The following is an 11318-nucleotide window of genomic DNA, read 5'->3' as shown; positions in this document are numbered from 1 at the left end:
GTTCGCCTCGACGGAGGCCGTCGAGGCGAAGACCCAGGAGGTCCTGGACGCGGCGGCGGGCCTGGAGGGCCATGTCTTCAACCTCGGCCACGGCGTCATGCCGTCCACCGACCCGGACGCGCTGACGCGGCTCGTGGAGTACGTCCACACGCACACGGCACGCTGACAGGACTCCGTCAGGACGACGGGTCAGGGGGGTCAGGACGAGGGGTCAGGACGACGGGCCCTCCCGGGTCGCCCGGATCAGCCACCAGGTGGCCGCCAGGCAGCCGGCCGCGGGCAGGGCCAGCAGCACCGGTACGGCGTCGACACCGGCCAGTTCGATGCCCTTGCCCAGCACCGGCCCGGCCGCGACCCCGCCGATCATCGAGGCGGCGATCACATAGGCCCCCGCCCGCCGCGCCCGCGGCACCGCCCGGGACAGCCACGGCAGCCCCGTGGGGAAGATCGGCGCGTGGAACAGGCCGACACCGGCGTACGCGTAGGGGGCCGCCGCCGGGACGAGGGCCAGCAGGAGGCAGACCACCATGCCGACGGAGCTGACCACCATGATCGTCTGAACCGACCAGCGCAGCGTCAGCGGTGCGACCAGCAGCCGTCCCACGGTCACCATCAGCCAGAAGGCCGAGGTCGCCGTGGCCGCGGTCGCCGCGTCGTGCCCGACGGACTCCAGATGCGTCGGCTCCCAGCCGCCGACCCCGGTCTCCACCGCCACCATCAGGACGTACAGCGCGATGAAGACCGAGACGACCAGGGCCGCCGAAGTCCGCAGCCCGGGCGTCCCCTTCTCGGCCTCCTCGGCCTCCTCGTCGGGCGTCGGCGGTTCGGGCACCTCCCCGCCCTCGCGGACGCCGCGCTGCGCCAGGACCAGCACGGCGGACAGCGCGGCGAACCCGGCGAAGACGGCCGGGTACTCGCCCGGGCCCAGCAGCCCCAGGAGCGCGGGACCGCCCACGGCACCGAGGCCGTAGGCCGCGCCGATGATGTTGAGCATCGCCGGGCTGCGACGGCCGAACCCCACCGAGAACAACTGGTTGAGTCCGTAGTCGATGCCGCCGAAGCCCACCCCGGTCAGCAGCGCGCAGGCCAGCGCCCACGGCCAGGCTGAGGCCAGCGCGAAGCCGGTCCCGCCGAGTGCCATCAGCGCGTACGAGGCGGACAGCAGGGTTCTGTTGCCCAGCCGTCCGTGCACCCGGTTGAGCAGCAGCACACCGGCCACACCACCGACGAAGTGAGCGCTCAGGCTCAGCCCGGCGGCGGCAGGCGACAGGCCGAACTCCGTGCGGAACGCCGGGATCGCCGGACCGTACAGCGCCTGCAAGGCCCCGATCAGGGCGAAGCCCACACACGAGGCGACGACGGCGAACGGACTGAACAGGGGCCGCGCCACAGCGGTGTCGTGTGGCGCGGCCTGCGCCGAGGTCCCGGTCAAGAGACGTTCCTCTTCCCCGCGGTGCCCCTGCCCGGTGCGTCGCGCGGTGTCACGAGGGCACCGCGGCGGCGAGCGCGTCCTGCTCGTCTCCGGCCAGCAGGCGCTCCAGCACCCGCTGGCTGCGCAGCCCGTCGCCGAAGCGGGCCAGTGCGCTGTCGGCGCTGCGCGCGCCGGCGGTGTCCTGTGCGGAGACCGCGTCGCGCCACTCCCGGAGCTGGTGCCGGAACGTGTCGCTCCATCCGGGCACCTCACCGGGCGGCGAGGCGAGCGTCTCCTCGCGGGCGAACGTGCCCTGCTCCCAGGTGACACGGGACTTCAGGAAGTACGTCGTGTCGTCCTTGGAGTGGTAGTACAGCTCCTTGCGGTCGCCGATGATCTTCAGGGAGAAGCCGAGCTCCTCCGGCAGCGAGGACTTGGAGGTGACCAGGTTGAAGAAGGTGCCGTTCTCCAGACGGCCGCTGACGAAGGCGTAGTCGTCGACCTGGACGTCCTGGCCCTCCTTCTGCGGCACGTTGACCTGGAGCTTGGTGCGGCAGCTCGTGCTGTCGACCGGGCTGTCGAAGAGCCGGTCGAGCATGTCGACCAGATGCACGCCCAGGTCGCCCAGGGAGCCGCTGGTGGAGCGGCCCAGCGCGCTGTCCCGCCAGGTGAAACGGGAGCGGGTCAGGGCGCTGCCGCGCCGGAAGGCGGCCTCAGCGAAGAGGATGGAGCCCAGCTCCCCGCCGCGCACCAGGTTCCTGATCTCGCCGATGGCCTCCAGATAGCGGTAGTTGAAGCCCATGGCGCACACCAGGCCGCTCTCCTCGGCCAGCGCGGTGATGCGCTCGGCCTCCGCGACCGTCGTCGTCATCGGCTTCTCGCACAGCACGTGCCGGCCGTGCCGGAGGGCCTCCTCGGCGTAGTCGGCGTGCGTGTGGTTGGGCGAGGCGATGACGACCGCGTCGACATGCCGGTACAGCTCGGTCGTAGAGGAGAAGACGGGGCAGCCGAAGCGCTCGGCCAGCTCCGCCGCCTTGTCGGGCAGCACGTCGTACACGCCGGCCGGTACGACGCCGGGTACGGTCTCGGCGGCGCGCAGGTGCGCGAGGGCGATGCCGCCGGCGCCGATGATTCCTGTCTGCATGGTCTGCCTCTTTCAGGGACGGCCCACCGGCCCGGACGCACCGGACCGGGGGAGCGGTTCAGTGGCCGAGGTGGTGACGGAAGGCGGTGAGGAGGGCCTGGGCGTGCGGGTGCGGCGACACCCGCGCGAAGCGGCTCCTGGCCTCGGGCGTGCAGTTGGCGACGAGGTAGCCGTGGCGCACGGCGCCCAGCATCTCCAGGTCGTTGCCGCTGTCGCCGAACGCGAGGGTCCGCTCCGGTGCGACGCCGAAGCGGGCACACAGATGTCGTACGACGTTGCGCTTGCCGCACACCGGCGGGAGGAAGTCGACGTCGTAGCAGTCGGCGGGGTCCCCGGTGGCCGGGTTGCAGCGGCTGATGTTGAGCCCGAGGCCGTACTCGTCGGCGACATCGCGCACGAGGCCGAGGCTCCGCTCGTCGCGCCGCGGGTCGCCGAGGGAGCGGAAGTAGTAGTTGACCAGGAACTCGGTGGAGTTCCCGGTGTGCGGGTCGTGCTGCGGGAACAACTCGATCCCGTGCCGGGCGAGATGCTCCACGGCCGTCTCCACGCGGTCCCGGTCGAACCCGCTGTCCCGCAGAAGCTGCCGCCACTCGGGGTCGGGGCGGGCGACGCCGTCGGGGAAGAACGTCAGCTCGGTGCCGAGCGCGCCGGCCACGAAGTGCGGCAGGACGCGGGCGCCGCAGCGCGCCATCTTCTCCTGTACGGATGCCAGCGAGCTGCCGGTGACCCAGCCGAACAGCAGACCGTGCTCGACGGCCTCGGTCAGCAGGAACTCCTCCAGCGCGGCCAGGTGGGCGCGTTGCCCGGAGGTCGCGGCATGGGCCAGATAGGTCTCGTCGAAGTCGGAGAACGCGGCCCAGCCCACCGGGTCGGGCAGGCGCAGACGGGGCGGCGGACCGAGGTCCGGGCCGCCGCCGGCCTCGAACGGCAGGGTGTCGGTCATGCCGCCGCCCGGCGCGTCGCCGCGTACAGGGCCTCGACCACGCGGTCCTGCTCGCCGAGGGACAGCCCCGCGTGCAGTGGCAGATGCAGCACCCGGTCGTGCAGCCACTCGGTCCGCGGCAGGTGCGCCTGCCCGAAGAACCGCTCGCGCACCGGTGTCTCCTGTCGGTGTGTCAGGACGGGGTAGTAGACGTCCGTTTCCACCCGGCTCGCCCGCGCCAGCCGCTCCAGCAGCGCGTCACGGGCCGCCGCACCGCCGGGCGCGAGGACGGGGAACAGGTGCCAGGAGTGGTCGGGAGCGAAGGCGGGCGTCTCGATCACGCCCTCCTCGGCCAGCGGCCGCAGCGCCTCCACATAGCGCCGGGCGAGATACGTACGCCGCAGCCCGCGCAGACCGGTCCAGGGCAGCAGGGCCAGACCGATCGCGGCCATGGTGTTGTCGATGCGCGCGTTGAGCCCGAACGCCTCGCTCTTGACGTTCTTCCGGCCCGGCGCGAAGCCGTGGTAGCCGAGCACCCGGCAGCGCTCGGCGATCTCGGCCGAGCCGGTGACCACGGCACCGGCCTTCCCGCACAGCCCGACGTTCTTGTACGGGTTGAAGCTGAGGGCCGCCGCGTCGGAGTACCGCCCGACACCGGTCACCCCGATCGCCTGGCAGGCGTCCTCGACGATCCGCAGCCCGTGCCGGTCGGCGACGGCCCGCAGCCCGGCCATGTCGGCGAGCTTGCCGTACAGATGCACGGGGAGCAGCGCCACGGTGCGCGGGGTGATCCGCTCCGCCACCGACTCGGGGTCCAGGTTGCCGTCCGGCGTGGTCACGTCGGCGAGTACGGGTACGGCACCGCAGGCGAACACCGCGTTCTCGGTGGCGGCGAAGCTGTTGGCCGGCATGATCACCTCGTCGCCCGGCTCGACGCCCACGGCACGCAGGGCGATGGCGAGCGCGTCCGTCCCGCTGCCGGTCGCGACGGCGCAGGACAGCCCGGCATGGTCGGCGACGGCGTCCTCGAAGGCCGTGACGGCGGGACCGCTCGTGAACTCGCAGCTCTCCAGCACTCGCGTGAAGGCCTCGGCGGCGGCGCTCTTCTCCCGCGGTGACAGGAGCCGTTCCTTCGGCAGGAAGGGGACGTTCGACGCCTGCGAGGGTTCGGGGAAGAGGGAGGCGACGAACGCGTCGGGATGTCCTGGAGCGGAGTTCCACGACGAGAGGGTCTTCGCCAGTTCCCGGTTGGCGAGGGTGTCCCGTAAGGACTGGGCCACCCTCATGCCCCGGGCGAGGTCCTCGGTCACCCGGTGCAGACTGCGGCTGTCGCCGAGGAGGAGGGAGCCGGTGATCGTGCCGGGTTCGGCGGTGGAGACGGTCATGCGTACTCCTTGCGTTCGGATAGCGGGAAATCCTGCGCGAACGCGCGCATGGGTGTGGAATGCGAATTGTTTGATGGGCCGAATAACACTCGGACGCATTCCGTGGGGAATGCCTGAGTGGCCTACGTCGGCGATGCTGTCAGCGGTCGACAAGATGCGTCAACCGGCAGCTTTTTGCCGCAAGCTTCGCATGCCACTCCTGCTCTTGTTACGGTGGGTTCCCCGGGCGATACGCAGAGGGAGTGTTTCCGAGCGGTGTCACGTCATGTCGAGTCTGTTTCTTCGCTGCCCGATCTGCTGCGCGCCTGGCGCGTCGACGCGGGAAACAAAATGAACAGAGGAAGACCGTTACCTCAAAAAGAGGTTGCAGACCGCATGAGTGTCAGCGAACGCTGGTATCGGAATCTCGAAACCGGGCTGCACGCCCCGCTTTCCGGAGAAATACTCGAGCGCCTTTCCCGGGCCCTGCTGCTGGGCCCCGACGAACGCATGGCTCTGTACGGACACGCCCTCGGCGGTGCCGGCGGGCAGCCGACCGAGAACGCCGGGAACGCCGAGAACGCCGGGAACGCTGCCCCGGACGACGTCACCGACGCCCTCGCCGAACTCGCCTCGGCGCAGACCGACTTCCCCAGCTACCTCACCGACCAGGCGTGGAACCTTCTCGACCACAACGCGGTCATGGCCCGCTGGTTCCCCTGGGTCCGGGAGCCCGGTGCCAACCTGATGCGCTGGGCACTGACCACGACCGCGGCCCGCGAGCAGATCGTGGACTGGCCCCGGCACGCCGCGCAGTACCTCGCGCTGCTGCGTTTCGCGCTGGTGACACGTGCCGACGACGCCGACCTCGGCGCGCTGCGCGACGCCGTCCTCGACGACCGTGTGTGCCGCGACCTCTGGGACCGAAGCCCCAAGGTTCTCGCCTACCGGCACGGCCACCGCTACGAACTGCGCCTGCCCCACGTCTGTCCGGAGACCTTCACCGTCACCTCGCAGGTGCTGCTTCCCGCGTACCGGCAGGAACTTCGCTATGTCCTGCTGCTGCCCGTGAACCGGTGAGCTCGGTAATCCGTGAGCCCGGTGAACGCTGCCGTCGGGGCGTGCGTATGTGTCGGCAACCGCCCGCGGCGCGGGGAAGGCGGGTCGCGGGGCCGACGTGAGGAACAGGCGATGAACGACCGAGTTACCCCTGCGATGCACGCCCTGCCCGACGGCGAGGCGGAGCTCACGCTGGTGGTGCGGCTGCCGTGGGAGGACGTGGCCCGCCTCGGCCAGGAGGCCGGGCGGCTGGCGTCCCAGATGCGGCGGCCCGTGACGCTGGAGGAGGCGGTGAGTCATCGGCTGCGTTCGTCGCGGGCTGCCGCGCACGCGAAGCCGGCGGGGGAGCAGCCGCCGGCGGTGACGGCTTCGGCGTCGGTGTCGTCGTTGCCGTCCCGGCCGCCGGCGGAGCAGGCGCGGCAGGCGATCGATCGGATCAATGGGTCTGCCGGGACCGCGTAGGGGGGTCGCCGTGGGGGGTGCTGGCGCGTGGCCGGTGCGGCGCCGTCGTGGCCGTTCGCGCAGTTCCCCGCGCCCCTGAAAGGTCCCTTACAAGGAACCGCGCGTCTTCGCCGCCGCCTTGCGGGCCGCTACCAGTACCGGGTCCCAGACGGGGGAGAACGGTGGGGCGTAGCCGAGGTCCAGGGTCGTCATCTGTTCTGCCGTCATGCCCGACGTGAGGGCGACCGCCGCGATGTCGACGCGCTTGCCCGCGCCCTCCCTGCCCACGATCTGGACGCCCAGGAGGCGGCCCGTGCGGTGTTCGGCGAGCATTTTGACCGTCATGGGGGAGGAGTTCGGGTAGTAGCCGGCGCGGCTGGTCGACTCGATGGTGACCGTCTCGAAGCGCAGGCCCACGCGGTGGGCGTCCTTCTCGCGCAGTCCCGTGCGCGCGATCTCCAGGTCGCAGACCTTGCTGACGGCCGTGCCGACCACGCCGGGGAAGGTGGCGTAGCCGCCGCCGGCGTTGGTGCCGATGACCTGGCCGTGCTTGTTGGCGTGGGTGCCGAGCGGGATGTGCCGTTGCTGGCCGGAGACCAGGTCGAGGACCTCGACGCAGTCGCCGCCGGCCCAGATGTTCTCGTACCCGCGCACCCGCATCGAGCGGTCGGTGAGGAGACCGTGGTGCGTGCCGAGCGGGAGGCCGGCCGCCCGGGCGAGCGTCGTCTCGGGGCGTACGCCGATGCCGAGCACGACGACGTCCGCCGGGAAGTCGCGGTCCTTCGTGGCCACCGCGCGTACCCGGCCGTCGTCACCGGTCAGGATCTCGGTGACCTCGGCGTCGTTGACCATCGTGATGCCCAGGCCCTCCATGGCCTCGTGCACCAGGCGGCCCATGTCGGGGTCGAGGGTCGACATGGGCTCGCTGCCGCGGTTGACGACGGTCACCTCGTAGCCGCGGTTGATGAGCGCCTCGGCCATCTCCACGCCGATGTAACCGGCCCCCACGACCACCGCGCGACGGCCACGCGTGCGTGCCAGCGTGTCGAGCAGCGCCTGGCCGTCGTCCAGCGTCTGCACTCCGTGCACGCCGGGCGCGTCCACCCCGGGCAGGCCGGGCCGGATCGGCCGGGCGCCGGTCGCGATCACGAGCTTGTCGTACGACGTCCAGGACTCGGCGCCGGAGTCGACGTCACGCGCGCGTACCCGCTGCCCGTCGGGGTCGAGCTCGGTGACCTCGGTGCGCAGCCGCAGATCGATGTCCCGCGCGCGGTGTTCCTCGGGGGTGCGGGCGATGAGCCGGTCCCGGTCGGGGACGTCGCCGCCCACCCAGTAGGGGATGCCGCACGCCGAGTACGACGTGAAGTTGCCGCGCTCGAACGCCACGATCTCCAGCTCGTCGGGCTTGTTCAGACGGCGTGCCTGTGACGCCGCGGACATCCCCGCGGCGTCACCGCCGATCACGACCAGTCGCTCCCGTGTACTCCGCGTACGGCTCATGCTCATGCGAACACGCTACGGGAGCAGGGCATTTCAGTCCTGCTCGCCGGGCGTGCGCGGCTGTGCGGACTCCGGGGCCGGACGGGCCGTCGGCAGCGGGCCCAGCGCGCTCATCGCGGGCGCGGGCCGCGGGCGGCGCGGGAGGCGGGGGCGGACGACCCGCAGCCACAGCACGGTGATCAGGGCCGCCACCGCGGCGAACGGCAGGACCGCGCCGAGGGCCACCGCGAGCCAGCGCAGCATCGTCACGAACGCGTTCCAGCCGCCCGCCAGCGCGTCCACGAAGCCCGGGTCGTCGTCCTTCGCCTCCTTCTTCTTCACCGGGGTCTCGGACAGCGAGAGGGTGATGGTGGCCAGGCTCGTGCGGTCCTTCAGGGACGTCTGGCGGGCGAGCAGCGCCTCCAGGTCGGCCTGGCGTGTGCTCAGTTCGCCCTCCAGGGTCACCACGTCGCCGATCTTGGTGGCCTGGTCCATCAGCTCGCGGATCCGGGCCACGCTGGCGCGCTGCGACTTGATCCGGCTCTCCACGTCCACGACCTGGTCGGTGACGTCCTCGGCCTTGGCGCTGCGGTCGAGGAGCTTCCCGGTGCCCTCCAGCTCGGCGAGGACCTCGTCGTACTTCTCGACGGGCACGCGCAGCACGACCCGGGTCCGCTCGTGGCCGGCCTCGTCCCGGGTGGTGGTCTCGTTGCCGATGTAGCCGCCCGCGTTCTCGGTGCCGGTGCGGGCCTCGTCCAGGGCCTTGGGGACGTCCTTGACCTGCACGGTCAGGGAGGCGGTGCGGATGATGTGGCTGGCGGTGAGCTTCGGCGGCGCGGTCGCCCGGGCTCCGCTTCCGGCGCCGCCGGGGGCGGCCTCCTGCGCGCCGGACGTGTCGCCCGCCTTGCCGTCGGCCTGCGGGGCGGCGACTCCGCGGTCGGCGGTGCTGCCGGCGGAGTCCTCTCCCGCGCCGCTGCATCCGGTGAGTGCGAGGGCCGCGGCCAGCAGGAGAGCGGCCAGAGTCGGGGCGGGGTGGCGTGCGGGTCGTCGTGTGCGCATGTGGGCATCCCCCGGGGGTTGGTTTCCGCTGACGCTTCTTCGACGCCCGGGCGGCGCCGGACGTTTGGCCCTGGACGGTTCCGATGCGGTCACGGTCGGGACTCGTGCGGGACACCGGGGCACGGCGGCACTGTCAGCGGGGTCTGAGAGGCTGGAGGCATGCGCGAAGTTCACGCCCGTGCGGGCACGGGGCACGTCATCGTCATCGGGGCGGGTATCGCGGGCCTGGCCGCCGCGCACCGGCTGCTGGAGCGCGGGGCGCGGGTGACCGTGCTGGAGGCCTCCGACCGGGTCGGCGGGAAGCTGCTGCCCGGCGAGATCGCGGGCGCGCGCGTGGACCTCGGCGCCGAGTCGATGCTGGCCCGCCGCCCCGAGGCGGTGGCGCTCGCGCGCGAGGTGGGCCTCACCGACCGCCTCCAGCCCCCGGCCACCGCCACGGCCTCGATCTGGACCCGGGGCGCACTGCGCCCGATGCCCAAGGGGCATGTGATGGGCGTCCCCGGCACCGCCGCCGCCCTGTCCGGCCTGCTGTCCGACGAGGGCCTCGCCCGCATCGGACTCGACGCCGAGCTGCCCCGCACCGAGGTCGGGGACGACGTGGCCGTCGGGGAGTACGTGGCGGAGCGCCTGGGCCGCGAGGTCGTCGACCGCCTGGTGGAGCCCCTGCTGGGCGGCGTGTACGCGGGCGACGCGTACCGCATCTCGATGCGCTCGGCCGTCCCCCAGCTCTTCCAGGCCGCCCAGGCCCACACCTCCCTGACGGAGGGGGTCCGCGAGATCCAGGCGAAGGCGGCCGCCGCCCAGCAGAGCGGCCCGGTGTTCATGGGCCTCCAGGGCGGTGTGGGCACCCTGCCGCTCGCGGTGGCGGATTCGGTCCGGGCCCGCGGCGGCGAGATCCTGACGGGGACGCCGGTGACGGAGCTGCGCCGCACCCCGGCGGACGGCGGGTGGCGGGTCGTCTCCGGTGTGCACGTCTGGCACGCGAACGCGGTGGTCGTCGCCCTCCCCGCCCCGGCCGCCGCCGCCCTGGTGCGCACCGACAGCCCCGGGGCCGCCGCCGAGCTCGGCGCCGTCGAGTACGCCTCCATGGCCCTGGTCACCCTCGCCTACCGCCGCGCCGAGGCAGTCCTGCCCGACGGCAGCGGCTTCCTGGTGCCGCCCGTCGACGGACGCACCATCAAGGCCTCCACCTTCGCCTCGCGGAAATGGGGCTGGATCGCCGACGAGAACCCCGACCTGCTCGTCCTGCGCACCTCCGTCGGGCGGTACGGCGAGACGGAGATCCTCCAGCGCGACGACACCGAGCTCGTGGCCGTCTCCCGGCGCGACCTGAAGGCGGCGACCGGCCTGGACGCCACGCCCGTCGCCACCCGCGTGACCCGCTGGGACGACGGCCTGCCCCAGTACCCCGTCGGCCACCACGCGCGCGTGGCCCGCGTCCGCGAGCACATCGCCGGACTGCCCGGGCTCGCCGTGTGCGGCGCCCCGTACGACGGCGTCGGCATCCCGGCCTGCATCGCGAGCGCGTATGCCGCCGTCGACCAGATCCACGGTGACCTGCGGGGTGTGCAGGAGCTCACCGCCCACCCGGTGCAGAGCCTGCACGGCGGAGCAGGAGAATGAGGACATGAGCAACGACGCCTCCACCCCCGAGACCGGCAGGATCCCGAACAAGGGCAAGCTGGCCAAGGACCTCAACGAGGTCATCCGCTACACGCTCTGGTCCGTCTTCAAGCTGAAGGACGTGCTCCCCGAGGACCGCGCCGGGTACGCCGACGAGGTCCAGGAGCTGTTCGACCAGCTTGCCGCGAAGGACGTGACGGTCCGCGGCACGTACGACGTCTCGGGCCTGCGCGCCGACGCCGACCTCATGATCTGGTGGCACGCGGAGACCAGCGACGCGCTGCAGGAGGCGTACAACCTCTTCCGCCGCACGAAGCTGGGCCGGGCGCTCACGCCGGTGTGGTCGAACATGGCGCTGCACCGCCCCGCCGAGTTCAACCGCGCGCACATCCCGGCGTTCCTCGCCGACGAGACGCCCCGCAACTACGTGAGCGTCTACCCCTTCGTGCGCTCCTACGACTGGTACCTGCTGCCCGACGAGGACCGCCGCCGCATGCTCGCCGACCACGGCAAGATGGCCCGCGGCTACCCGGACGTGCGCGCCAACACCGTCGCCTCGTTCTCCCTCGGCGACTACGAGTGGCTCCTCGCCTTCGAGGCCGACGAGCTGTACCGCATCGTCGACCTCATGCGTCACCTGCGCGCCTCCGAGGCACGCATGCACGTCCGCGAGGAGGTCCCCTTCTTCACGGGCCGCCGCAAGGACGTCGCCGAACTGGTCGCCGGCCTGGCCTGATCAGCGGAGCCGTCGCTCGGCCCCCGGCTTCTACGGGGCCGTCGACCGCCGCACCGGCTCGGGCTCGGCGTGGGGGGCGG

General features: G+C 72.3%; 11 protein-coding genes. 5 read left to right on the top strand and 6 right to left on the bottom strand.

Going from position 1 to position 11318, the window contains the following annotated elements; genetic code table 11:
• Positions 1–166: uroporphyrinogen decarboxylase family protein (locus ACFTZL_RS32060; RefSeq protein ID WP_382589825.1), on the top strand; the 166-nt coding region annotated here is incomplete at its 5' end.
• 45 nt (positions 167–211) lie between these two features.
• Here the strand turns inward: ACFTZL_RS32060 and ACFTZL_RS32055 are convergent.
• Genes ACFTZL_RS32055 through ACFTZL_RS32040 form a run of 4 tightly spaced genes read right to left on the bottom strand, consistent with a single transcriptional unit; the run spans position 212 to position 4862 of the window.
• A complete protein-coding gene (locus tag ACFTZL_RS32055; RefSeq protein WP_382589822.1) occupies positions 212–1432 on the bottom strand; it encodes an MFS transporter in 1221 nt (406 codons plus the stop codon).
• 49 nt (positions 1433–1481) lie between these two features.
• Positions 1482–2555, bottom strand: a complete 1074-nt coding sequence (locus ACFTZL_RS32050; RefSeq protein WP_382589819.1) for a Gfo/Idh/MocA family protein — start codon at positions 2553–2555, stop codon at positions 1482–1484.
• Positions 2556–2613: 58 nt separating this feature from the next.
• Positions 2614–3498, bottom strand: coding sequence for an HAD-IIB family hydrolase (locus ACFTZL_RS32045; RefSeq protein WP_382589816.1), 885 nt, complete (start codon positions 3496–3498; stop codon positions 2614–2616).
• On the bottom strand, positions 3495–4862 hold the full coding sequence (locus tag ACFTZL_RS32040) for a DegT/DnrJ/EryC1/StrS family aminotransferase (protein ID WP_382589813.1): 1368 nt from the start codon (positions 4860–4862) through the stop codon (positions 3495–3497). The genes ACFTZL_RS32045 and ACFTZL_RS32040 overlap by 4 nt, the downstream gene beginning before the upstream one ends.
• Before the next feature lie 117 nt (positions 4863–4979).
• Here ACFTZL_RS32040 and ACFTZL_RS32035 point away from each other — a divergent pair, with 117 nt between their 5' ends.
• Positions 4980–5921 (top strand): helix-turn-helix domain-containing protein, encoded by a 942-nt coding sequence (locus tag ACFTZL_RS32035; RefSeq protein WP_382589810.1) that lies wholly within the window; start codon positions 4980–4982, stop codon positions 5919–5921.
• A 111-nt stretch (positions 5922–6032) separates the two neighbouring features.
• The gene (locus ACFTZL_RS32030; protein WP_382496021.1) at positions 6033–6362 is read left to right on the top strand and encodes a hypothetical protein; all 330 of its coding nucleotides are present in this window, start codon (positions 6033–6035) and stop codon (positions 6360–6362) included.
• A gap of 87 nt (positions 6363–6449) precedes the next feature.
• On the opposite strand, the gene ACFTZL_RS32025 is transcribed toward ACFTZL_RS32030, so the two are convergent.
• A complete protein-coding gene (locus tag ACFTZL_RS32025; RefSeq protein WP_382589807.1) occupies positions 6450–7847 on the bottom strand; it encodes an FAD-dependent oxidoreductase in 1398 nt (465 codons plus the stop codon).
• A gap of 27 nt (positions 7848–7874) precedes the next feature.
• Positions 7875–8879, bottom strand: coding sequence for a DUF4349 domain-containing protein (locus ACFTZL_RS32020; RefSeq protein ID WP_382589805.1), 1005 nt, complete (start codon positions 8877–8879; stop codon positions 7875–7877).
• 159 nt (positions 8880–9038) lie between these two features.
• Here ACFTZL_RS32020 and hemG point away from each other — a divergent pair, with 159 nt between their 5' ends.
• Positions 9039–10502 carry a protoporphyrinogen oxidase gene (hemG, locus tag ACFTZL_RS32015; protein ID WP_382589802.1) on the top strand — a complete coding sequence of 488 codons (1464 nt, stop codon included), beginning with the start codon at positions 9039–9041 and terminating at the stop codon, positions 10500–10502.
• Positions 10503–10506: 4 nt separating this feature from the next.
• The gene (gene hemQ, locus ACFTZL_RS32010; protein WP_382496027.1) at positions 10507–11238 is read left to right on the top strand and encodes a hydrogen peroxide-dependent heme synthase; all 732 of its coding nucleotides are present in this window, start codon (positions 10507–10509) and stop codon (positions 11236–11238) included.
• The last annotated feature ends 80 nt before the right edge of the window (positions 11239–11318 follow it).

This window comes from Streptomyces sp. NPDC056948 (assembly GCF_042674225.1).
Taxonomy (GTDB): Bacteria; Actinomycetota; Actinomycetes; order Streptomycetales; family Streptomycetaceae; genus Streptomyces; species Streptomyces purpurascens.
This window is presented reverse-complemented; position numbering and strand designations above follow the sequence as displayed.

Coding starts and splice junctions, on each gene's coding strand:
- ACFTZL_RS32050 (WP_382589819.1), bottom strand. CDS start 2,555: ATGCAGACAGGAATCATCGGCGCCGGCGGCATCGCCCTCGCGCACCTG.
- ACFTZL_RS32045 (WP_382589816.1), bottom strand. CDS start 3,498: ATGACCGACACCCTGCCGTTCGAGGCCGGCGGCGGCCCGGACCTCGGT.
- ACFTZL_RS32040 (WP_382589813.1), bottom strand. CDS start 4,862: ATGACCGTCTCCACCGCCGAACCCGGCACGATCACCGGCTCCCTCCTC.
- ACFTZL_RS32030 (WP_382496021.1), top strand. CDS start 6,033: ATGAACGACCGAGTTACCCCTGCGATGCACGCCCTGCCCGACGGCGAG.
- ACFTZL_RS32025 (WP_382589807.1), bottom strand. CDS start 7,847: ATGAGCATGAGCCGTACGCGGAGTACACGGGAGCGACTGGTCGTGATC.
- ACFTZL_RS32020 (WP_382589805.1), bottom strand. CDS start 8,879: ATGCGCACACGACGACCCGCACGCCACCCCGCCCCGACTCTGGCCGCT.
- hemG (WP_382589802.1), top strand. CDS start 9,039: ATGCGCGAAGTTCACGCCCGTGCGGGCACGGGGCACGTCATCGTCATC.
- hemQ (WP_382496027.1), top strand. CDS start 10,507: ATGAGCAACGACGCCTCCACCCCCGAGACCGGCAGGATCCCGAACAAG.